This is a genomic window from Pseudomonas sp. RIT-PI-o, assembly GCF_001297215.1.
GTDB classification, from domain to species: domain Bacteria; phylum Pseudomonadota; class Gammaproteobacteria; order Pseudomonadales; family Pseudomonadaceae; genus Aquipseudomonas; species Aquipseudomonas moraviensis_A.
In genome coordinates this window covers 1-23,427 of the sequence record NZ_LHPA01000018.1, presented here as the reverse complement: position 1 = coordinate 23,427, position 23,427 = coordinate 1, and the positions used below count along the sequence as shown (strand labels likewise).

General features: G+C 59.9%; 16 protein-coding genes. 14 read left to right on the top strand and 2 right to left on the bottom strand.

The features are described 5' to 3' along the window. Nucleotides 1–307: 307 nt before the first annotated feature. The 3 genes from AEQ63_RS07935 to pgm all read left to right on the top strand — a co-directional run bounded on the left by AEQ63_RS07935 (nucleotide 308) and on the right by pgm (nucleotide 4,979). Nucleotides 308–1,774 carry a hypothetical protein gene (locus AEQ63_RS07935; RefSeq protein WP_042610059.1) on the top strand — a complete coding sequence of 489 codons (1,467 nt, stop codon included), beginning with the start codon at nucleotides 308–310 and terminating at the stop codon, nucleotides 1,772–1,774. Nucleotides 1,775–1,823: 49 nt separating this feature from the next. After that, nucleotides 1,824–3,224 carry an aminotransferase-like domain-containing protein gene (locus tag AEQ63_RS07930; protein WP_064362650.1) on the top strand — a complete coding sequence of 467 codons (1,401 nt, stop codon included), beginning with the start codon at nucleotides 1,824–1,826 and terminating at the stop codon, nucleotides 3,222–3,224. 108 nt (nucleotides 3,225–3,332) lie between these two features. Beyond that, nucleotides 3,333–4,979, top strand: a complete 1,647-nt coding sequence (gene pgm / locus AEQ63_RS07925) for a phosphoglucomutase (alpha-D-glucose-1,6-bisphosphate-dependent) (protein WP_064362648.1) — start codon at nucleotides 3,333–3,335, stop codon at nucleotides 4,977–4,979. A 54-nt stretch (nucleotides 4,980–5,033) separates the two neighbouring features. On the opposite strand, the gene AEQ63_RS07920 is transcribed toward pgm, so the two are convergent. Next, the gene (locus AEQ63_RS07920; RefSeq protein ID WP_042610056.1) at nucleotides 5,034–5,729 is read right to left on the bottom strand and encodes a pirin family protein; all 696 of its coding nucleotides are present in this window, start codon (nucleotides 5,727–5,729) and stop codon (nucleotides 5,034–5,036) included. Nucleotides 5,730–5,987: 258 nt separating this feature from the next. Here AEQ63_RS07920 and AEQ63_RS07915 point away from each other — a divergent pair, with 258 nt between their 5' ends. Further along, nucleotides 5,988–8,462 carry a UvrD-helicase domain-containing protein gene (locus AEQ63_RS07915; RefSeq protein ID WP_064362646.1) on the top strand — a complete coding sequence of 825 codons (2,475 nt, stop codon included), beginning with the start codon at nucleotides 5,988–5,990 and terminating at the stop codon, nucleotides 8,460–8,462. Nucleotides 8,463–8,511: 49 nt separating this feature from the next. On the opposite strand, the gene AEQ63_RS07910 is transcribed toward AEQ63_RS07915, so the two are convergent. Beyond that, the gene (locus tag AEQ63_RS07910; protein ID WP_042610106.1) at nucleotides 8,512–8,784 is read right to left on the bottom strand and encodes a DUF1652 domain-containing protein; all 273 of its coding nucleotides are present in this window, start codon (nucleotides 8,782–8,784) and stop codon (nucleotides 8,512–8,514) included. Nucleotides 8,785–9,049: 265 nt separating this feature from the next. On the opposite strand from AEQ63_RS07910, the gene AEQ63_RS07905 reads away from it, so the two are divergent. The 10 genes from AEQ63_RS07905 (at nucleotide 9,050) to eprS (ending at nucleotide 23,251) form a co-directional block, all read left to right on the top strand. Next, nucleotides 9,050–9,865, top strand: coding sequence for a helix-turn-helix domain-containing protein (locus tag AEQ63_RS07905; protein WP_064362644.1), 816 nt, complete (start codon nucleotides 9,050–9,052; stop codon nucleotides 9,863–9,865). Between the two features lie 51 nt (nucleotides 9,866–9,916). Further along, on the top strand, nucleotides 9,917–11,323 hold the full coding sequence (locus tag AEQ63_RS07900) for an NAD(P)/FAD-dependent oxidoreductase (RefSeq protein ID WP_064362643.1): 1,407 nt from the start codon (nucleotides 9,917–9,919) through the stop codon (nucleotides 11,321–11,323). Between the two features lie 31 nt (nucleotides 11,324–11,354). Beyond that, a complete protein-coding gene (locus tag AEQ63_RS07895) occupies nucleotides 11,355–11,699 on the top strand; it encodes a cupin domain-containing protein (protein WP_042610052.1) in 345 nt (114 codons plus the stop codon). Nucleotides 11,700–11,754: 55 nt separating this feature from the next. After that, nucleotides 11,755–12,840, top strand: coding sequence for a polyamine ABC transporter substrate-binding protein (locus tag AEQ63_RS07890; protein ID WP_064362642.1), 1,086 nt, complete (start codon nucleotides 11,755–11,757; stop codon nucleotides 12,838–12,840). Between the two features lie 463 nt (nucleotides 12,841–13,303). After that, a complete protein-coding gene (locus tag AEQ63_RS07885) occupies nucleotides 13,304–14,749 on the top strand; it encodes a serralysin family metalloprotease (RefSeq protein WP_042610050.1) in 1,446 nt (481 codons plus the stop codon). A gap of 169 nt (nucleotides 14,750–14,918) precedes the next feature. Next, nucleotides 14,919–15,269 (top strand): AprI/Inh family metalloprotease inhibitor, encoded by a 351-nt coding sequence (locus AEQ63_RS07880; RefSeq protein WP_064362640.1) that lies wholly within the window; start codon nucleotides 14,919–14,921, stop codon nucleotides 15,267–15,269. A 204-nt stretch (nucleotides 15,270–15,473) separates the two neighbouring features. After that, nucleotides 15,474–17,249, top strand: coding sequence for a type I secretion system permease/ATPase (locus AEQ63_RS07875; protein ID WP_064362638.1), 1,776 nt, complete (start codon nucleotides 15,474–15,476; stop codon nucleotides 17,247–17,249). Continuing rightward, nucleotides 17,246–18,595, top strand: coding sequence for an HlyD family type I secretion periplasmic adaptor subunit (locus AEQ63_RS07870; RefSeq protein ID WP_042610047.1), 1,350 nt, complete (start codon nucleotides 17,246–17,248; stop codon nucleotides 18,593–18,595). The genes AEQ63_RS07875 and AEQ63_RS07870 overlap by 4 nt, the downstream gene beginning before the upstream one ends. A 2-nt stretch (nucleotides 18,596–18,597) precedes the next feature. Further along, the gene (locus tag AEQ63_RS07865; RefSeq protein WP_042610046.1) at nucleotides 18,598–19,965 is read left to right on the top strand and encodes a TolC family outer membrane protein; all 1,368 of its coding nucleotides are present in this window, start codon (nucleotides 18,598–18,600) and stop codon (nucleotides 19,963–19,965) included. A 334-nt stretch (nucleotides 19,966–20,299) separates the two neighbouring features. After that, nucleotides 20,300–23,251, top strand: coding sequence for an autotransporter serine peptidase EprS (gene eprS, locus AEQ63_RS07860; RefSeq protein WP_064362827.1), 2,952 nt, complete (start codon nucleotides 20,300–20,302; stop codon nucleotides 23,249–23,251). Nucleotides 23,252–23,427: the final 176 nt, after the last annotated feature.

The window sequence follows — 23,427 nt, the reverse complement described above, 5'->3', positions numbered from 1 at the left end:
TGGCTTCGTCAATTTCTGTTTAATTGCTGTAGGGCGATTCGGAAGTTGCTTCTCTATTTCTTGTAATGAATTGTCGTGGGACGCTGTGGGAAGTTTCCTCAGATTATTTTCGATTCGAGAAAGGCCAGTAAATACGGGCGGTTGAGCGCGCCGGCGGGCCTTCATGACAGTTTTTTCAGGTGAAGTGTTTCAAATAACTACAACTTTGTAAGTGTTAGCATTTCAGCGTCTATTACTTATTGATCCAATTGTTGCGCTCACTGTGATGTTTGCGTGGCATGAATCTTTTGATACCGGGTAAATACCGATGAGCACGATCCATGATCAGGCAATGAACTATGTCTATCAGCAAGTATTGCAGCGTTTGCTGAGTTTCTTTTCCCGAGCCGAGCGCACGGCGTTGCAGTTACTGATTCAGCGCCTGGTCGTGGCTGCTGGCGGAATGGACAACATCGGGCAGTTCAAGGTGCTGGTGCATCAGTCCGGCTCGCGTGACAGCTGCTACACCCTGGCTTTGCTCCGAGCAGCGCAACTGACGATTGCCAGCCGTGCGCCTGCGACGTTCCAGTTGCGCGTCGCCGCCTTGCGCTGGAATGGCGACAGTCCCGTTGCCCTGCACAACCTGCATCGCAGCTACAGTGCACTGTTTCTATATGACGATCCTCGGGTCGAGTTGCTGATGGTCGATAACCGCGAGGTGCTGGCCTTCGATCACCGCACGCCTGTCAGCGACGACGGTCGTGAAGCCAGTCGCATCAATCTGCTGCTGGTCGGGCATTGTCGGACCTGGATCGAAGCGCCCCAATTGTGGGATGACGCCTATCTCGCCACCGCCGAGTACTACAGCCAGATCGCCCGCTGGAACAATGGTGTCGACGCCATGATCAGTACCGAAACCAAGAGCAGTCAGCAGCATTTCCTCGAAGGCCTTAACCGTGCGATGCAGCGAGTGGCGATCGCAGGTCCCGGACTGGTCCACAGCGGATTCGAGGCGCTGTTTCCGCTGCTGGACGGGCTGGGCGACGATTTCTACCGCGAGCTGCGGGCTGAAGATGACCGGACGGCCTGGCGACCTGAGGGTGAGTTCGAAGCCTGCCGGCGCACCAGTTTTATCGACATCAACGACATGATGGTAGGCAAGCTGGAGGACCGCTGGCCCCTGTTGGGCGAATTCCTCGGCTTTGAACCGGATGACCGGGCGCTGTATCAAGGCGAAGCGGTGTTTGCCGACCCGCTGATTTCGGCGCATGTGCAAGGTCTGTACGCACGGTTCATCGAGGGGCGCACCTATGAGGCAGGTATCGACGATTACCTGCGTAATACCCTGGCCGACATGCGCCGACAGCAGGTGGCGGAGTCCGTCTGCGAGCATTTGCTGTCGTGCTTTGACAACGTTCGGCAGCCCGAGCATCTGCGAATGCATGCGGAGGATTACCTTTTGCACGGTTTCGGACTGAACGAAACGCAGTTGGTGTGCCTGTTGTTTGCACCGTTCATCGACAGCGGTAGAGGCCTCGAGCGGTTCCTGCGCAACTGTCACCCCGGCATGCTGGTTGCGATGCCAGACCTGCACCGCGCCCTGCAAGGCCTGCATGCCCCTGAGCAAGTGTTGAAATGGATCATGGAGGTCAGTGGGTTGCCAGTCAGACTGGTTATCCGTCTCTATGCGATGGGACCTGTGCAGCTTTGTGCGCCCGAAGAATTTGCCTGCGAAAATGCAGATCCGGGAGAGACAGAGCCAGTTTCGCGAGTCGAGCGGTCTACGGAACGCTGACGGTGAACCAAGAGTTGGGTTGTGAACCAATGTCTACGGAAACGAGGTTGTGAAGGGCGCGCGGGACAATGATTTTGTTTATCAGGCAGTTTATCGATATCTGACGACGCTGATTGATGATGCCACCGGGAGCACGGCGGTACGCATGCCCTCGTTGCGCCAACTGGCTGACCGGTTGAACGTGTCCATTTCGACGGTGCAATACGCGTATTCGCTCCTGGAAAAAGAAGGTCGGGTCTATTCCATAGCCAAATCAGGGTATTACGCGAACGCGCTGTTCAGCGTGGACTCGCTCGGCAATGGCAGTGATCTGCTGGAAACCGTTTACGTCAATGCGAGACGTCCCGGCATGTGTGTTTTGAGCGCCGACGAGCCGGCGTCGCTGCAACCGCTGGACAGCCCGTTATTGACGCTGGAGCGGGAGCTGTTGCGTCAATACCCGCGTCAGCCCCAGACATTGGCGCAGCCTTGCGGTGAGCTGGAGCTGCGGGTCGCTCTGGCGGCGCGTTATACCTGTTCGACGGAGCATTACTGGCATGCCGATGATGTCTATATCGGTGCTGATTTGCGGGGAATACTGGAGATTCTGATTTCGGTACTGGAATTGCGTCACGCCGCTGTCGTTGTCGAATCGCCTTGCGACTGGGCGATCTTGCGCCTGCTCGAATCGTCCGGCGTGCGGGTGATCGAGTGGGCCTCGCAGGCTGAGGGCGCGCTCGATCTGCCGGCACTGGAATCGCTTTTGAAGAACGAGCCGGTACGTTTGATCCTGTTGTCATCGGTGTTGAGCATGCCTCTGGGCCGTGGCTTCAGTGATGAGCAGCAGCAGGCCATCGCCAGGATGCTGGAGCGACATGGGGTCTGGGTGCTGGAGAATGACTGCTACAGCGAGCTTGACGAGTGCAGTGATTCACAGCGACTGCGGAACTGGCTCGACCCTCAGCGCTTGCTGGTGTTTTCCACCTTCGAGAAATTCATCGGTGCCGAAGCGCCTTTCGGCTTTGTGCTGTCGCGGCATTGGCGTGACGAGTTGCAACGTCATTTCCTGTTACGCGCGTTTCGCCTCTCGCCCATACGTCAGAAGGCGATTGCCAGGCTGTTGAGCGGCGGACGGCTTGATCAGCACTTATGCGTGTTACGGCGAATGCTCAGTGAGCGCCGTACGCTGTTGATACAGGTGTTGCGCGAGCGCTTGGGCGATACGCTGCAGATCGTCGAGCCTCGGGGCGGCGCGACGGTGTGGGTGCGCTCGTTACGCCCCGTCGACATGTCGAATGTGTTTCATCGACTGCTCAAGCAACAGGTCATCGTGGCGCCGGGGGAACTGTTCAGCCTCCAAGGCCTGTATGCGGACTCACTGCGTTTGAGCGCGCTTAACCAGGGCGATCGGGATTTGCCAGGCGTGATCGGACTTCTCGGCGATGCACTGCGATTGTCGCCGGGCAAATAACGTTAAAAAACATCGGGCGAGGTTTGGATACATCCCGTCGCACAGTGGTCAAACTGCCAGTAAACTGCGCAGCATTTCCTGAACCACTCCGATTTCAGAGGTTTTTGCATGACACTCAGTCCTTTTGCGGGCAAACCGGCACCGGCGGAACTGTTGGTCGATATCCCGCGACTGGTTACGGCCTATTACACCGGCCAGCCTGATGCATCGATTTCTACCCAGCGAGTGGCGTTCGGCACCTCCGGCCACCGCGGCAGCTCCTTCGATTTGAGTTTCAACGAATGGCACGTTCTGGCCATCAGCCAGGCGATCTGCCTGTATCGCGAAGCCCAAGGCATCACCGGCCCGCTGTTTGTCGGCATCGATACCCATGCCTTGTCGACCCCGGCCGGCGCCAGCGCACTGGAAGTCCTCGCCGCCAATGGCGTCACCGTGATGATCGCCGAAGGTGATGAGTACACGCCGACCCCGGCGATTTCCCATGCCATTCTCTGCTACAACCGCGGCCGTACCTCTGGCCTGGCAGACGGGATCGTCATCACCCCGTCGCACAACCCGCCACAGAGCGGTGGCTACAAATACAACCCTACCAACGGTGGCCCGGCCGACACCCACATCACCAAGTGGATCGAAGCCAAGGCCAACGAACTGCTGGCGAACAAGCTGGCCGGGGTCAAACGCATCAGCTACGAGCAAGCGCTCAAGGCCAGCACGACCCATCGTCACGATTACCTCAACACCTATGTCGCCGACCTGATCAACGTCATCGACTTCGATGCCATCCGCGACGCCAAGCTGCGTTTGGGTGTCGATCCGCTGGGCGGAGCAGGGGTGCGCTACTGGTCGGCTATTGCCGAGCATTACCGTCTCGACCTGGAAGTGGTGAATAAACAGGTCGATTCGACTTTCCGTTTCATGACCGTCGATTGGGACGGTCAGATCCGCATGGACCCATCGTCCAGCCACGCGATGCAGGGCTTGATCGGTCTGAAAGAACGTTTTGACGTGGCATTCGCCTGTGATCCGGATCACGACCGCCACGGTATCGTCACGCCGTCCGGTGGTTTGCTCGCACCGAACAATTATCTGGCGGTGGCGATCGCTTACCTGTTCCAGAACCGTCCGCAATGGCGCGCCGATGCCGCCGTGGGCAAAACCGTGGTCAGCAGTGGTCTGATCGATCGTGTGGCCAGGCGCCTGGGTCGTCGCCTGTACGAAGTGCCGGTCGGCTTCAAGTGGTTCGCTGACGGTCTGTTCGACGGTTCGTTGGGGTTTGGCGGTGAAGAGAGTGCCGGCGCCTCGTTCCTGCGCAAGGATGGCGGCGTTTGGAGCACCGACAAGGACGGTCTGATTCCTGCGTTGCTCGCCGCCGAAATGACCGCGCGCACCGGGCGCGATCCAAGCCAGGCCTACCGCGCATTGACCGATGAGCTGGGCGAACCGTTCTCGGTGCGCGTCGACGCCAAGGCCAATCCTGAGCAGAAGGCATTGTTGAGCAAGCTGTCGCCGGAGCAGGTCACTTCGACCGAGCTGGCGGGCGAGAAAATCCAGAGCATTCTCAGCCACGCACCGGGCAACGATCAGGCCATTGGCGGCCTGAAAGTCATGACCGAAAACGGCTGGTTCGCGGCGCGTCCGTCGGGCACCGAAGACATCTACAAGATCTACGCCGAAAGCTTCCTCGGCGACGACCACCTCAAGCAATTGGTGGCCGAAGCGCAAACTTTGGTGGATGGCGCTATTTCCACTAAATGATGGGCACATGAAAAAGGGCAACCGTCAGGGTTGCCCTTTTTTATTGCCTGCGGATCAGGCCAGGTCTACCAGTACGATCTCGCTGTCTTCGATCGCCGTGACCGTCAGCACTTGCTCGTGTGCCACTGCGACACCGTCACGCGCTTGCGCACGCAAGCCATTGACCTCGATCACGCCAGTGGCGGGGACCAGATAAGCGCGACGTCCCTCGTCCAAACGGTATTCGGCAGTTTCACCAGCCTTGATGTTCGCCGCCACCAGACGTGCGTTGGCGCGGATGCGCAGGCTTTCATCGTCGCCAGCCTTACCGCTGGCCAAAGTGACAAAACCTTCGCGCTCGCCTTTGGGAAACGGCTTGGCTCCCCAGGATGGAGGGGCACCGGTTTCGGTCGGCAGAATCCAGATCTGGAAGATCTTGGTTTCCTTGTCTTCCAGGTTGTACTCGCTGTGGGCGATGCCGGTGCCGGCGCTCATCACTTGGACGTCGCCGGCTTCCGTACGGCCCTTGTTGCCAAGATTGTCCTGGTGAGTGATCGCGCCTTCACGTACGTAGGTGATGATTTCCATGTCGCGGTGCGGATGCTGCGGAAAACCTGTGCCTGCAGCGATGATGTCGTCGTTCCACACGCGTAGATTGCCCCAGCTCATCCGCTGCGGGTCGTAGTACTCGGCAAACGAAAAGTGGTGATGCGCGTCCAGCCAGCCATGATGGGCGCCGCCCAGCGAGCTGAAGGGTCTGAGTTCAAGCATGATCGTCTCCTCAATAAGGTTCGTCAGGGGGCGGGGCCCGTGGTTGATGACGACGATCATCTATCAGGCAATCATCGATAAAAAGCGCAAAAACTGCCGCATCATGATCAGGTTATTAGATGGAATTCAGCCTCGAAATCGTTTCATCTGACTTTCAATTCGTCGCCTAAACCGATGACCTGTAAGCATTTCGCTAGAACTGCAGAGTAAATCCAGACACCATAGCCGCCACAGCCTCACACCCTGGAGTCCGTCAGCGTGGTGCAACACATTCCCGATCTTCCTCCTGAACTTCGTCCACTGGCCGAGATGCCTTGGTTCAAGCGTCTGGCCGCGCGTTTCTTCGGCCACGGCCTGACAAAACTGCGCGCCCAGCACCGCGCCTCGTGGCTGCACGGGCAAGCCGACGGGTTTCGCAGCGGGCACACTGCTGGCGTCGAATACGGCTTCAAGGAAGGCAAGCTCGAGGGGCTGGAAGAGGGCCGGCAGGTCCTGCTGATTCGCGATAGCCGCAACACCGAGCATCGTCCGCCCGGCGTCGATAACAATCTGTTCGATGACTGGCGCCTGCCGCTCACGGCGGAGCTAAAGAGGCGCATCAAGGCCGATGTGGCCCGATTACTCCCGGCCCACGCCCAGCCCAGCGCCGCGCAGTGGAAGATGATTTTCAGCGACACGCCGTCCACCTCGGTGGTGGCCGGTGCTGGCGCGGGCAAGTCGACTACGCTGGTGCTGCGCATTCTCTTGCTCAGCCACTACCTGGGTTTTGAGCTGGATTCGATGACTGTGGTGACCTTCACCCGCGAATCGCGCAAGGATTTCATCAACAAACTCATTGAAATCTTCACGCTGTGGGGCCAGCCGCTGAACCTCAAGCAGGCCCGTGAGCTGGTGCGAACCTTCCACTCGCGCATCTTGCCCATGGTCCGCAGTCTGCCGGGGTTCGAGCGCCTGCAGGCCTTCGAGAATCTCAGTGATCGTCCGCAGAGCAGCGCGGAAGAGGTCGACAGCAATCCGTTCGACCTGCGCATCAATGACGCGCAACGACAGCAACTGAATGCCTGCTATCACCGCTTGTTCAACGAAGATGAGCGTTTCCGCCAGCTGATCCAGCCGCTGTCCCGCGCCGGGCTGCAGTTAAAGGAGCTGGAACGCGATCACCCCGATGTGCAAAAGCGCATGGCGGTCACCGAGCTTGCGGCCAAGCGCGATGAAGAGCTGTGCGACGTCATTGAGGATCTGTGGTTTCGCGCGGGTGCGTGGCCCATCAAGGGGATCGAACCCAGTCGGCAAACGTTCGAGATCAACGGTTCAACGTTCCACTGTCACGGCTATATCCCGAGCCTAGATGCCTGGGTGGTGCTCGGCTTTGACTCCAAAGAAAACGCCCAGCTATGTCGGCCAAACGCCAAACTGAGCGTCCGCGCAGAATGGGCGGTCAAGCGCACACTGTTTCAAGCTTTCTGTCGTAAACCATTGATATGGCTGGATAGTTACGAGTCATCAAGGCGTGTTCTGGCCACCTTGGCCGGCGATGCCAGCGCCGGTCCCGGCTTCGACTACAAGGTTAAAGGCGAGTTGGCATCGGCGCCGCTGCTCGATTGTTTTGTCGGCGCGGCAGGCTTTATCGAAAACCTTGGCCTGGATGTACCCGACGCGGTCAGTCGCATGAGCTTTGCCAAGGACGATCCCGATCGGTTTTTCTTCGAAGCCCTGAGCCTGTTCTGGCGCGCGTTCGAGGATCACTTGCTGGACCAGAAACCGCCAGTGATGACCTACAATCGCATGTTCGCCCTGTTCAGTGAGCATTCACCGGAAAACCTCAAGTTGCTCAGCGATGAGCTGCTGCGACCGATGTCGCACTTGATGATCGACGAGTTTCAGGACGTTTCGCCGCAGATCGTTTCATGGATCCGCGCCAGCCTTAACGAAATCCGCAGCCGTGGCCCGGCCATGCACGTCGGGCGCGGTGCGCAGCGTTCGTCGCTGTTGTGCGTCGGCGATGACTGGCAATCCATTTACGGCTGGCGCGGCAGTTCGCCGAGCTACTTCATGGAGTTCAACAAGGAGTTTCCTTCGCCGAGCACCACGCGGGTGATGCTCAGTGACAACTACCGCAGTCATCAACACATCATCGATGCCGCCGAGCACATTGTCCGCGCAGCGCCGGCCATCGCAGGCAAGAAGGCCAGGGCCAGTGGTGAGCCCAAACCATTGCAGCCGGTCAACGTGCTTGAGCGGAATGACGAGGCGCTGGGTCAACGGCTGGCCGAACATTACCGCCGCGGCGATTCAATCCTGATGCTCTATCGAAAAAGCAGCGATAAGTTATTGATAGAGCAGCATATTCAGCCGGTACTTAATGTAGATTCGAGCTTGCCTTACGAAGCGCGACGGCTGAAACAGCTGACCTATCACAGTGCCAAGGGTTTGCAGGCTGATGCAGTGTTTCTGCTTGGCGACTGCCAGCACCTGACCAGTTCGCCGTACAAGAATCAGGTCTACCGCATGGCCGGACTGGGCAAAACCGGCGACAGCGAGCCGTACGACAGTGCGCAAAAAGACGAGATCCTGCGTCTGGCCTACGTGGGCATTACCCGGGCCGTCAGCCATTGCTACTGGTACGTCGAACCGCAAGAACCCCAAGCGGTGAATATGCCGAGAGCGTCGGATCGAGTCGCAAGGGGCAAGGCATTCTTCGTCGATCATCGCGCGGAGAAGACCACCGCCTAAGCATAAAAAAGCCCGCATTGCTGCGGGCTTTTCTTTTTGAATCAGTCGGTTATGCGTAGTTCTTAAGAGATTCCGGAGGAGTGAAGGCTTCCAGTTCATCCTCGATGGCTTCGATGATTCGCTCGACGTCCGCCGCGTTCATCACCGTCGCACAGGGAATGCCAGCGATGGCGATCATGGTTTCGCCGCTGGCACGATCGAACAGACGGGCGATCAGGCTGCCCGGTGCATCCATCGTCGCTTCGAATCCCATGGGATGAAAATGCCAGCGCATCAGCTGGCAAGCGTTGGGAAAGGTGACTTTGCTGGACCCTTTATTCATGGTGTTGCCCGCCTGCTTCATCGAGCGCTTCCTTTTGCTCATGTTAGGTGGGAAGAGCCTTCATTGGCTCAACCAGTGCTTGAGCTTTAAAAGTAGCATCCGTGTGTGAAAAAACTGTGAGTTTTTTCAGTCCGTTTAGCGATTGATTCGCATTTTTTGATGTAAGTCACTGGCTCATCGATTATCGCCAAAACGCCACCATGGATTTTTCATTGAAGCGGCAGAGGAAGTTGGGCAAGCTCGGTTCTTTTTCGCCGAGCCGCTTATGCACGCCGATGACGACGGCCCAGAACAGACCCAGGCCACGGCCGCCACGGTCATGCGCTATCACCTGAGCTGGAAACACCGGGATCTGGACAGCGTCATGGCGCTTTATCACGCCGATATCCAGTACAACGATTTCTTTCAGAATCGCGTGCTTGCTCTGGACGAGTTGCGCGAATACGTGCGCGTCAGCATGCCGCGAGAATCCGACGAACTGCTCGAACATTGCGACCGCATCCGGGTGGACGGCAACACGGCGTTCATTCAGTACGAGGTGACTTTGCGCGGTGGCGATGGCCTGGTGTCGTTCCGTTCCAGCGAAGCGATCACGGTCAAGGACGGTTTGATCTGGCGCGTCAACGAGTACGCCTCGCTGGTGCGTACGCAAGCCGACGGCACTTCGGCACCCAGCCAGCGCCCGGCGGTCAGTCGTCTCGGGCTGTCACCGCGGCAATTGAGTTTCATGGCCGAAGACCTGCAGCAGTATTTCGAAAAACAGCAACCTTATCTGGATCCTGAGCTCGACCTGCAACGGGTGGCGAAGGAGTGCGGGTACAGCCGCAATCAGATCTCCTATCTGCTCAACCAAGTGCTTGGGCAAAGCTTCTATCGCTACGTCAATCAGGCGCGCCTGCAGCATTTGCTGCGCGCCCTCGACAGCGCCACGCCGCCGTTGCGTATCGATGAGCTGGCGTTCGCCGCCGGCTTCAATTCGCTGTCAGCGTTCTACAAATGCTTCCGCGAGCACACCGGTCAGTCACCCAAGGCCTACGCCAGACAAATTTCTCTGCGGGCACGCGCGCAAGACAGCCACTGAAGACAAACACTAGGATCGACGCCATCGAGGTTTTCAGTGGCGGAGTCTGGCATGTCGGCGTGGCGCACGATCAGTTTGTGGATGGATCAGCTCGAAGAGCCGCTGGTGGCCCGGCCTGGGCTGGAGCGGGATCTGGACGTCGACGTGGCAATCATCGGCGCCGGTTACACCGGACTGTGGACGGCGTACTACCTGAAGAAACATGCGCCCGGCCTGGATATCGCCATCATCGAGGCACAAACCGCCGGATTCGGTGCGTCCGGCCGCAATGGCGGCTGGCTGATGGGCAACCTGCTCGGCGAGGACCGTCTGCTGGCAGGGTTGTCGCCAGAACAACGCCGGGCTTCTTACGATCTGCTGCACAGCATTCCTGATGAAGTGGAAATCGTCCTCGAACGCGAAGGCATCGACTGCGATTACCGCAAGGGCGGGGTGCTTTATTGTGCTGCGCGCTATCCCGAACAGGAAACTGTGCTGCGCGATTACCTGAGCAAGCTGCACGCTCAAGGGCTGACGGACGACGATTACCGCTGGCTCAGCCCCGAGCAACTGGCTCAGCAGCTCCGCGTGGCGAAACCTTACGGCGGCATCTTCGCCCCTCACGTTGCGACCATTCACCCGGCGAAACTGGTGCGCGGTCTGGCGCAGACCGTACAGAACATGGGCGTGAAGATCTATGAAAACAGCCCGGTGACCCACTGGCAGTCAGGCAGTTTGCGCACCGCCAAAGCCAGCGTGCGCGGCCGCTGGATCGTCCCGGCCGTGGAGGGTTATTCGGTGACGTTGCCGCCGTTGGGCCGCTATCAGTTGCCGGTGCAAAGCCTGATCGTCGCCACCGAGCCGCTGTCGGCTGCGACCTGGGATGAAATCGGCCTGAATCGCGGCCAGGCCTTCAGTGAATTCAGCCGTCAGGTCACCTATGGCCAGCGCAGTGCCGATAACCGCCTGATTTTCGGCGCCCGTGGCGGTTATCAGTTCGCCGGCAAGCTGCGTCATGACTTCAACCTGACCCGCGACGAGGTCGAACTGCGCCGCTACCTGCTCGGCGAACTGTTTCCGCAACTGAAAAACGTGCAGATCACCCACGCCTGGGGCGGCAACCTCGGCATGTCGCGACACTTCAAGCCGCACATGCTCTGCGACCGCGCCAATGGCGTCGCGTTATCCGGCGGTTACGGCGGGGAAGGTGTCGGTGCCAGCAATCTCGGCGGACGCACCCTGGCCGATCTGATTCTCGAACGCGACAGCGAACTGACCCGGCAGCCGTGGGTACTGCCCGATGGCGGCATTCATGCGCTGCGCGCCTGGGAGCCGGAGCCGTGCCGCTGGTTGGGCTACAACGCGATCATCAAAAGCTTCGTGCACGAAGACCAGACCCTGGCCAACCCGGCCACTGCACCCTGGCGGCGCAAGCTGGCCAGCCGGGTCGCCGGCTTCATGGAAGGCTTCATGCACTAAACGCCGTTTCCCTCAATAAACAGGTCACGCCATGAGCATCACCCAATTCAAGAACACTGCCACGCTGGCGCTCGAAGAATCCAGCCCGGTCGCCGTGCCCCTCGGCGAGCCCGTCGCAATCGCCTCGACCACCAGTGTCGAGCGCGACGACGGGGTTGAAACCGGCGTCTGGGAGTGCACCCCAGGGCGCTGGCGGCGACAGATCACCGCGCAGGAGTTCTGCCATTTCATTTCCGGGCGTTGCACGTTCACCCCCGACGGTGGCGGCGAAACCCTGCACATACAAGGCGGCGACGCACTGATGTTGCCAGCCAACACGCTCGGGATCTGGGATATCCAGGAAACCGTGCGCAAGAGCTACGTGCTGATTTTCTGATTGTTCGATCGTTTGATTGCCTGCCAACAAAAAAAGCCCATACAGGAATCGCCCCATGATCCAGAAAACCCTCGCATTGGCGCCGCTGCTGCTGGCCGTTTCCGTCAGTCACGCGGCCGAGACGGTCAAGGTCTACAACTGGTCCGATTACATCGCCCCGGACACCACCAGGAATTTCCAGAAAGACACGGGCATCGGCGTCACCTATGACGTCTACGACAGCAACGAAACCCTCGACGGCAAGTTGATGACCGGCAAATCCGGATACGACGTGGTCTTCCCGTCGAACCATTTCATGGCGCGGCAGATTCAGGGCGGGGCACTGAAGAAGCTCGACAAGAGCCAGTTACCGAACTGGAAGAATCTCAATCCGGCGTTGCTCAAGGCTTTGCAGACCAACGACCCGAACAACGAGCACGGCTTTCCATACCTGTGGGGCAGCACCGGCATCGGCTACAACATCGCCAAGATCAATGCGGTGCTCGGTGACAATGCGCCGGTGGATTCCTGGGACCTGATTTTCAAGCCCGAATACATGGAAAAGCTGCAGAAGTGCGGGGTGGCGATTCTCGACAACGGCCCGGAATTGCTCCCGGCGGCGCTCAACTATCTCGGTCTGCCGCACCACAGCAAGAACCCTGAGGACTACAAGAAAGCCGAAGCGCTGCTGATGAAAGTCCGGCCCTATGTCAGCTACTTTCATTCATCGAAATACACCAGCGACCTGGCCAACGGTGATATTTGCGTAGCAGTCGGGTTTTCCGGGGACATCCTGCAAGCCGAGAACCGCGCCAGGGAAGCGAAAAACGGCGTCGAGATCGGTTATGCGATTCCCAGGGAAGGCGCGGCAATCTGGTTCGACATGGTCGCCATGCCCGCCGACGCCCCGGACGAGAAGGCCGGCTACGCCTTCATGAACTACCTCCTGCGCCCCGACGTCATGGCCGGGATTACCAACTACGTGCATTACGCCAATGGCAATGAACAGGCGGACGGCCTGATCGATCCGGCGATCAAGAACGACACCAAGGTGTACCCGAGCCCGGAAATGATGGGCAAGCTGTTCGCGCTGGAGGCGATGCCGCTGAATATCGACCGGATTCGTACGCGGGTCTGGAACAAGATCCGCACCGGTAGCTGAGTTTTCCAGGACGAACACACAAGACCCCTGTGGGAGCGAGCCTGCTCGCGAAAGCGGTCTGTCATTCAACAATTATGTTGACTGGGCAGGCGCCTTCGCGATCTGGCTCGCTCCCACAATGATATTGCGTGAAGCCAGTAGTTGATATCAAAGCACTGGCACCGCTGTCTGAAAGTGTGACTCGCCCAACAAATCCAAACTTACCGATATTTAATATTTAAATAGAAAATCGTCAGACGATTTGCCCTGTCCCCAGCAACTAACAACAATCTTTCCTCCCCGCGCGCTTTGTTTACGGCAGTTTCCTGATATATCGAAATTGGATCGCAAAAAAATCCTTTACGACAGATTTCAAATTGTGTCAGGTTCGTTACGCCTTCATTGGGCGAGTGATAGGACGATCTCGCCAAAGATCGTCCTGTCGGACAAAAACTGTTCCATTGCTAAACAAGGAAGTGTGTTTATGTCAAAAGTTAAAACCAACGCTGTTGATTCCGCCGAACAGGCTTTCCAATTGGCCGCCTTCAGCTCGGCGTACAACCAGATCAATAGCTTCAGCCATCAATACGATCGTGGCGGCAACCTCACGGTCAATGGCAAACCCTCGTACACCGTCGATCAGGCGGCTACGCAATTGCTGCGTGATGGCGCTGCCTACCAGGACAAGGACGGCAGCGGCAAGATCGAACTCACCTATACGTTCCTGACGTCGGCATCGAACAGCACGATGAACAAGCACGGGATCAGCGGGTTCAGTCAGTTCAGCGCGCAGCAGCAGGCGCAGGCCAAGCTCGCCATGCAATCCTGGGCCGACGTGGCCAATGTCACGTTCACCGAGAAAGCTTCGGGCGGCGACGGCCACATGACCTTCGGTAACTACAGCGGCGGCCAGGATGGCGCGGCGGCGTTCGCCTACCTGCCAGGTACCGGCGCCGGTTATGACGGTACTTCGTGGTACTTGATCAACAGCGGTTACACGCAGAACAAGAACCCGGATCTGAACAACTACGGTCGTCAGACCCTGACCCACGAAATCGGCCACACCCTGGGCCTGGCTCACCCTGGCGACTACAACGCCGGCAATGGCAACCCGACCTACAACGACGCGACTTACGGCCAGGACACCCGCGGCTACAGCGTCATGAGTTACTGGAGCGAGAGCAACACCAACCAGAACTTCAGCAAGGGCGGCGTCGAAGCCTATTCGTCCGGCCCGCTGATGGACGACATTGCTGCGATCCAGAAACTCTACGGTGCCAACACCAGCACCCGTACCGGCGACACCACCTACGGCTTCAATTCCAACGCCGGCCGCGATTTCCTCAGCGCTTCGTCGTCGAGTGACAAAGTGGTGTTCTCGGTGTGGGACGCTGGCGGCAAGGACACTCTGGATTTCTCTGGCTTCACCCAGAACCAGAAGATCAACCTCAATGACGCTTCGTTCTCCGACGTGGGAGGGCTGGTCGGCAACGTGTCGATTGCCAAGGGCGCGATCATCGAAAACGCCATTGGCGGTTCGGGCAGCGATCTGTTGATCGGTAACAGTGTGGCCAACGAGCTGAAGGGCGGTGCCGGCAACGACATCCTCTACGGCGCGGGCGGTGCCGACAAACTATGGGGCGGCGCCGGTTCGGACACTTTCGTGTTTGCTGCCAGCTCGGACTCCAAGCCGGGTGCGATCGATCAGATCCTCGATTTCGTCAGCGGTCTGGACAAAATCGACCTGACCGGCATCACCAACGGGGCGGGCCTGCACTTCGTCAGCAGCTTCACCGGTTCCGCTGGCGATGCAGTGCTGACCTCGTCGGGCGGCAACAGCCTGTTGTCGGTGGATTTCTCCGGGCACGGCGTGGCGGACTTCATCGTCAGCACCGTTGGCCAGGCAGCGACCAGCGACATCGTGGCGTGATGTGAAGGGAAAGCGGCGCCCAAGGCGTCGCTTTCTTTACTTGCATCGGTAGGCGCTGTACGCAACGCTAAGGGCTGGAGCGAAATTTCCCATGATCTACAGAGCTTTTACCTACAAGGCATCGGCGTGGCTTTCAGTGGCGCTCGTTACGATTTCAGGAGCAACAGCGATGGCAAGCAGCCTCAGACTCGAAGAACCCTCCGTGTTTGCGGGAAAGTGGCAGGCAACACTGTCCAGCACAGTCGAGGACCTGCGGGCGCAAAAGCTGCAGGACAAACCCTCCAATACCTGTAGCGTCGAACTGCTCGCCAACAAGACCGTTGGCCAGGGAGCAGACTGTCTGGGTGCGTGGCTCGAGCAAGCTCCGATCGGCTGGTTTCCTGATCCTGACGGCTTGTCGATCACCGGTAACGAAGGCTCAAGAATCCAGTTTTTCAGCCGACAACGTGATGGGTTGTATCTGGCGACTTTGAAGTCCGGGCTGATCGTCACGCTGGAACGTACGGCGCCCGATAACTGATCGGCCTTTTTACAAACCAATACAGCTATAGCGATTGGTCACACGGTTATAAGCAAGGTCAATAAAGGCAACTGCGCCGCAATATTCGGCGTTAGTTGTTATGAAAGTGTAAGTGGCCGCCGCGAAAGTGTATCCGCGGATGGCTCGCTTTATTAATTGAAGTGTCGCCTCGCAGGGGCGATGAATAATGTTCAGGAATAATCAATGAAGATGGCGAAGGCCCCAGCCACCGCTCCGTTAATCAAGGCATTGGGTGACTATAAGAGCATCTTGATCAGCGTCGGTTGTTTTACCGCGCTGATCAACGTGCTGATGCTGGTGCCGTCCATCTACATGCTGCAAGTCTACGATCGGGTGCTGTCGTCGCAGAACGAAACCACCCTGGCGATGCTGTCGCTGATGGTCGTCGGTTTCTTCGCCTTTATCGGGCTGCTGGAAGTCATCCGCAGCTTTATCGTCATCCGCATCGGCAGCCAGTTGGAGCGCCGTTTCAACCTGCGGGTCTATCAGGCTGCATTCGAGCGCAACCTGTTCAACGGCGAGGGCAATGCCGGGCAGTCGCTGGGCGACCTGACCCACATCCGTCAGTTCGTCACCGGTCCTGCATTGTTCGCCTTCTTCGATGCGCCGTGGTTTCCGGTCTATCTGTTTGTCATCTACCTGTTCAACGTCTGGCTCGGCGTGCTGGCCACGGCGGGTGCGTTGCTGCTGATTGCACTGGCGTGCCTCAACGAATACATGACCAAGAAGCCGCTGGGCGAGGCCGCCGGGTTTTCCCAGCAGTCCAGTCAGTTGGCTACCAGCCATTTGCACAACGCCGAAACCATTCAGGCCATGGGCATGCTCGGGTCGCTGCGCAAACGCTGGTTCGGGGTGCATTCGCGCTTTCTCGGCTTGCAGAACCAGGCCAGCGACACCGGCGCGGTGATCAGCTCGTTGAGCAAAACCCTGCGTCTGTGCCTGCAATCCTTGGTGCTGGGCCTGGGCGCTTTGCTGGTGATCAAAGGCGACATGACCGCCGGGATGATGATCGCCGGTTCGATCCTCATGGGCCGCGTGCTCAGCCCGATCGACCAGTTGATCGCCGTATGGAAACAGTGGAGCGGGGCGAAGCTGGCTTACCGCCGTCTGGATGCGCTGTTGCAGGCGTTCCCGCCAAGCGACGAGGCCATGGCGCTGCCAGCACCGAAGGGCCAGATTGCCTTCGAACAGGTCAGCGCCGGCCCACCGGGACAACGTTCCGCGACGTTGCATATGGTCAATTTCAACCTCGGTGCCGGTGAAGTACTCGGTGTGCTCGGCGCTTCCGGCTCCGGCAAATCGACGCTGGCCCGGGTGCTGGTCGGCGTGTGGCCAGTACTGGGCGGCACCGTGCGTCTGGATGGCGCCGATATCCACCGCTGGAATCGCGATCAGCTTGGCCCTTACATCGGTTACCTGCCGCAGGACATCGAGCTGTTCAGCGGCACCATCGCGGAAAACATTGCGCGATTCAGTGAAACCGACTCGCAAAAAGTCGTCACTGCTGCGCAACAGGCCGGCGTCCACGAGATGATCCTGCGCCTGCCGCAGGGCTACGACACGAAGCTGGGCGAGGACGGCAGTGGCTTGTCCGGTGGCCAGAAGCAACGCGTGGCACTGGCCCGTGCGCTGTATGGCACGCCGAGTCTGGTGGTGCTGGATGAGCCCAACTCCAATCTCGATACCGTCGGCGAGGCTGCACTGGCCAGTGCCATCGCACAACTCAAGGCGCAGGGCACCACCGTGATTCTGGTTACGCACCGCTCTTCGGTACTGGCCCAGGCTGACAAGCTGTTGGTACTCAACGACGGTCGTCTGCAGGCGTTCGGCCCGAGTCAGGATGTGCTCAAGGCACTGTCCGGCCAACAGGAACAGCAACGCGAAAAAGCTGCACAAGCACCGGGCGGGCTCAGCATGAGTCGGCAGTATCAGCCCACGACCAGGAATTCGGGTGTATGAGCAGCGCCAGCATGAACACTGAAAACGAAGCAAACATGGAACACGCCTATCTCACTGAGCGTCCGGAACGCGATGCGAAATTTTTCGCGCGCATGGGCTGGATTCTGGCCATCGTCGGCGCTGGCAGTTTCTTCACCTGGGCGGCACTGGCGCCGCTGGATCAGGGCATTCCGGTGCAGGGCACGGTGGTGGTTTCGGGCAAGCGCAAGGCCGTGCAGTCGATGAGCAGCGGCGTGGTCAGCCGGATTCTGGTGCGCGAAGGCGAAATCGTGAAGCAGGGCCAGCCGCTGTTCCGCCTCGACCAGACGCAAGTGGCGGCCGATGTGCAATCGCTGCAGGCGCAATACCGCATGGCCTGGGCCAGCCTTGCGCGCTGGCAGGCCGAGCGCGACAACCTCAAACAAGTGACCTTTCCGCCCGAACTGAGCGACGACCCGGATCCGCGTCTGGCGCTGGTGCTGGAAGGCCAGCGGCAACTGTTCAGCAGCCGCCGCGAAGCGTTCTCGCGGGAGCAGGCGGCACTGCGCGCCAATATCGAAGGCGCCACTGCGCAACTGGCCGGGATGCGCCGCGCGCGCAGCGACCTCAATGCCCAGGCCAGCTCTTTGCAGCAACAATTGAGCAACCTGCAACCGCTGGCCGACAACGGCTACATTCCGCGCAACCGCTTGATGGACTACCAGCGGCAATTGTCGCAAGTGCAACAGCAACTGGCGGAAAACACCGGCGAAAGCGGTCGTGTCGAGCAGGGCATCCTTGAGTCGCGCCTGAAATTGCAACAGCACGGCGAGGAATACCAGAAGGAGGTCCGCACGCAACTGGCCGACGCGCAGTTGAAGAGCGTGACCCTGTCCGAGCAACTGACCTCCGCCGGTTTCGATTTGCAGCACAGCGAGATCCTGGCGACTGCCGATGGCGTAGCGGTCAATCTCGGCGTGCACACCGAAGGCGCCGTGGTGCGTCAGGGCGAAACGCTGCTGGAGATCGTTCCGCAAGGCACCACCCTGGAAGTGGAAGGGCATTTGCCAATCAATCTGATCGACAAGGTCGGCACGCATCTGCCGGTGGACATTCTGTTTACCGCCTTCAACCAGAGCAAAACCCCGCGCGTGCCCGGCGAAGTCAGCCTGATCTCCGCCGACCAGATGGTCGATGAGAAAACCGGCGTGCCCTATTACGTGCTGCGCAGCAGCGTCAGCGATCAGGCGATGGAAAAACTCAACGGCCTGGTGATCAAACCGGGCATGCCAGCGGAAATGTTCGTGCGCACTGGTGAGCGTTCACTCCTCAACTACCTGTTCAAACCGCTGCTCGATCGCGCCGGTTCCGCGTTGACCGAGGAATAAGGATGTTCGGCTGTATGAATAAGCTTTCAATGCTGGCAGCAGTCATGTTGCTGGCCAGTCACTCGGCAGTCGCGGCGATGGGGCCGTTCGAGATCTACGAACAGGCGTTGCGTAACGACCCGGTGTTCCTTGGCGCGATCAAGGAGCGTGATGCCGGCCTGGAAAACCGCGCCATCGGCCGCGCCGGGCTGCTGCCTCGGATCGGTTACACCTACAACAAGGGGCGCAACTCTTCGAAGGCTACGTCCCTTGATGATCGTGCGCGCAACCGCACCGACGAGCGCAACTACAGCAGTTACGGTTCGGCGCTGACCGTGCAACAACCGCTGCTCGATTACGAGGCTTACGCGGCGTATCGCAAGGGTGTCGCCCAGTCGCTGTTCGCCGACGAAGCGTTTCGCGGCAAGAGTCAGGAGCTGTTGGTGCGAGTGCTGGATAACTACACCAAAGCCCTGTTTGCCCAGGATCAGATCGACATCGCCCAGGCGAAGAAGAAGGCCTACGAGCAACAGTTCCAGCAGAACGAACACATGTTCAAGCAGGGCGAGGGCACCCGCACCGATATTCTCGAAGCCGAGTCGCGTTATGAATTGGCGACTGCCGAGGAGATCGAAGCGCGCAACGAGCAGGATGCTGCCTTGCGCGAACTGGGGGCGCTGGTCGGCGTGCCAGCGGTGGACATCGGCGACCTGGCCCCGCTCGGTCAGCAGTTTCAGACCTTCACGCTGCAACCGGCCAACTTCGATACCTGGCATGAACTGGCGATCAGCAACAACCCCAACCTGGCTTCGCAACGTCAGGCTGTCGAGGTGGCGCGCTATGAAGTCGAGCGCAACCGCGCCGGGCACCTGCCGAAGGTGAGCGCCTACGCCTCGATGCGCGACAACGAGTCGGAGAGCGGCAATACCTACAACCAGCGCTACGAAACCAACACCATCGGCCTGGAAGTCAGCGTGCCGCTGTACGCCGGGGGCGGGGTATCGGCTTCGACCCGTCAAGCCAGCCGCACCATGGAACAGGCCGAATACGAACTGGATGGCAAGACCCGCGAGACCTTGATCGAACTGCGCCGACAATTCAGCGCCTGTCTGTCGGGCGTGAACAAATTGCGCGCTTATCAGAAGGCCTTGAAGTCGGCGGAAGCGCTGGTGGTGTCGACCAGACAAAGCATTCTGGGTGGCGAACGGACCAATCTCGACGCATTGAACGCCGAGCAGCAACTGTTCACCACCCGCCGGGATCTGGCCCAGGCGCGTTACGACTACCTGATGGCCTGGACCAAATTGCATTACTACGCCGGCACCCTGAACGAGCAGGATCTGGCCCGGGTGGATGAGGCATTTGTGGTCGCGCAGCAGCCCTCACCCTAACCCTCTCCCAGAGGGAGAGGGGACCGATCCGGGGAGATTGAAGAGATACACCGACTTGAACGAGCGGCACTGAATCCATAGTCGGCTATTTTTTCAGGTCGAGGATGACTGAAGACAACACAAATCGGCTCCCTCTCCTCGGGGAGAGGGCTGGGGTGAGGGGAGCGACCGAGTTGCCTGCGATAGCTGCATCGACATGAACGACCGCGTCGAACTCAGGTTTTGACATCGACACAAATCGGCTCCCTCTCCCTGGGGAGAGGGCTGGGGTGAGGGGAACGGGCGACACCGCAGTCAGCCTTGTACAAAAAAACAAAAAACGAGAGTGATGAACATGGACGTACGCATCAAGCCGATCTCGGTCGGCACGCTGTTGCTTGTGATTTCTGCAAACCAGGTTCAGGCCCAATACCTGGAATCCGGCCAGCCCGGCGATCCGGCCAGTTGGCGCAGCGCCGAGTTTCTGCGTGACTGGGGTCTGGAGCGCATGCAGGCCGATCAAGCCTACGCCGCCGGCATCACCGGCAAGGGCGTAAAAATCGGCGCGCTCGATTCCGGTTTCGATGCCGCCCACCCCGAATTCTCCGCCGACCGTTATCACCCGGTAACCGCCAGCGGCAGCTACGTCGATGGCTCAGTGTTCAACGTCGACGGCACGCTCAACCCGAACAACGATTCCCACGGCACCCACGTGGTCGGCACCATGGGCGCGTCGCGTGACGGCAGCGGCATGCATGGCGTGGCGTATAACGCGCAAATCTACGTCGGCAATACCAACAAGAACGACAGTTTCCTCTTCGGCCCCGGCCCCGATCCGCGCTATTTCAAAGCGGTCTACGACAGCCTGGCCGACACCGGCGTGCGGGCGATCAACAACAGCTGGGGCAGTCAGCCGCCGGATGTCAGCTACCGCACGCTGGCGGATCTGCACGCCGCCTACGCGCAACACTGGAACAAGGGCACATGGCTCGACGCCGCTGCCGATGTGTCGCGGCGCGGTGTGATCAATGTGTTCAGCGCTGGAAACAGTGGCTACCCGAATGCCAGCGTGCGCTCAGCGCTGCCGTACTTTCAGCCCGATCTGGAAGGCCACTGGCTGGCGGTGTCCGGGCTCGATCAGAGCAATCAGCAGAAGTACAACCAGTGCGGCATCGCCAAATACTGGTGCATCACCACACCGGGGGCGAAGATTGACAGCACCATTCCCGGTGGCGGTTACGGGATCAAGTCCGGCACCTCGATGGCCGCACCGCACGCGACCGGTGCCCTGGCGCTGGTGATGGAACGCTATCCGTACATGAACAACCAGCAGGCGCTGGAAGTGCTGCTGACCACCGCCACCCAGCTCGATGGCTCGGTCACCGACGCACCGAACGAGCGCGTCGGCTGGGGCGTCGCCAACCTCAACCGGGCCATGCGCGGGCCGGGGCAATTGCTCGGCGCGTTCGATGCCAATCTGGAGGCCGGGCAGCGCGATGTCTGGAGCAATGACATCTCCGACAAGGCGCTGATCCAGCGTCAGAGCGAAGACCTCGCCGAGCACAGCGCCTGGCAGCAAACCCTGCAGGATAAAGGCTGGCAGAACGGCGTTGCGGCCGGCGCCAGCCAGCAGGATCAGACCGATTACGCGGTCGGCATGCTCCGCGATGCAGCAGCGGCGAACCGGGTGTATCAGGGCAGCCTGATCAAGTCCGGCGCCGGTCAATTGCTGCTCAGCGGCGCAAACACCTACCGTGGCCCGACCACCGTAAACGGCGGGCTGCTGACCGTGAACGGTTCGCTGACCTCAGCGGTCACCGTCAACGACAGCGGGACCCTCGGCGGCTCCGGACGCATTGCCGGGTTGACCGCCAACCGCGGCGGCCGGGTCGCGCCGGGCAATTCCATTGGCACCTTGAACGTTGCCGGTGATGTGACATTCGCACCGGGCTCGACTTACGCCGTAGAGCTATCGCCAGGCAGCAGCGACCGTATCGTTGCTGGCGGTACGGCAACCGTCAGCGGCGCCAGCGTCAGTCTCGCGCTGGAAGATAGCCCGACACTGCTCAGCAGCGCCGAAGCGCAAAGCCTGCTCGGCCGTCAGTACAACATCCTGCAAGCGGCCGGCGGCGTTCAGGGGCAGTTCGCTGCGGTAGTACCGAACTACCTGTTCATCGGCGGCGCCCTCGATTACGCCGCCAGCGGCATTCAGTTGAACATCGAACGCAACGCGACCAGCTTCGCCAGCGTCGGGCAAACGCCCAACCAGCGTTCGGTGGCGGCGGCCGTCGAAGCTTTGGGCGCCGGTAATTCCGTCTACGAAAGTGTGTTGCGTGCACCCACCCAAGCCTCGGCGCAGCAAGCCTTTCAACAGCTGAGCGGCGAGATTTATCCGGCGCTCGGCACGATGCTGATCAATGACAGCCGCCAGTTGCGTGATGCAGTCGGCGAGCGCCTGCACGATGAGTCCGCGACCCGCAGCAACGGCTGGATCAAAGCCCTTGGCGCGTGGGGCAGCACCGATTCGGGCCACGACACCGCAGGCTACCGCACCTCGATCGGCGGCCTGCTGGCCGGTGTCGACGGCGCGCTCGACGAGCAGACCCGAATCGGTCTGGTCACCGGCTACAGCGACAGTTCGCTGAGCATGGGCTCGGGCACGCATTCTTCGGCGAAAGTCGACAGCTATCACCTCGGCGCTTACGCCGGCCACGACCTCGGCCCGTGGCGCTTGAGCACAGGCGCGGCGTATAGCTGGCATCGCGGCGATGTGAAGCGCGATCTGCAATACGACGAAGTCAGCGCCAAGCAGAAAGCCAAGCTTGACGCGACCACCACCCAGGTCTTCGGCGAGGCAGCGTATCGCCTGCAGCTGCAACCGTTGGCGCTGGAACCGTTCGCCAACCTGACTTACCTGCATCTGGACACCGAAGGCTTCACCGAAAAGGGCGATGCCGCTGCGCTGAAAAGCTCGGGCGATCAGCGCGATGTGGTGCTGAGCACTCTGGGCGTACGGGCGAGCAAAACCTTCAACCTTTCGAACCAGCAAGCGCTGGACGTCAGCGCTCGTCTCGGCTGGCAGCACAGCCTCGGCGATATCGATTCCGAGCAACATGTGCGCTTTGCCAATGGCGGCACGCCGTACGCGGTGGAGAGCTCGGCGCTGGTACGCGATGCGGCGCTGGTCGGCGTGCAGGCCAGTCTGGCGTTGAGCAAGGACGTGCGGGTCAACCTCGATTACAACGGCCAACTGGCCAGCCGCGAGAAGCTGCATGGCGTTGGGCTGAGTTTGAACTGGCAGTTCTGACCGAGCGCTTTCCTGTGGCGAGGGAGCGTGCTCCCGCCGGGGCGCGGCGGGGCCCCCCCCCCGCCCCCCGGACAGCGCCGGGGGTGGGAGTTACGCCGCTGCGCCGCCCCGCCGGGGGACAGCCCCCCCCGCCCCCTCACCCCGCCGCGGCGCGAGAGCATCCAGAAGCTTGCCCC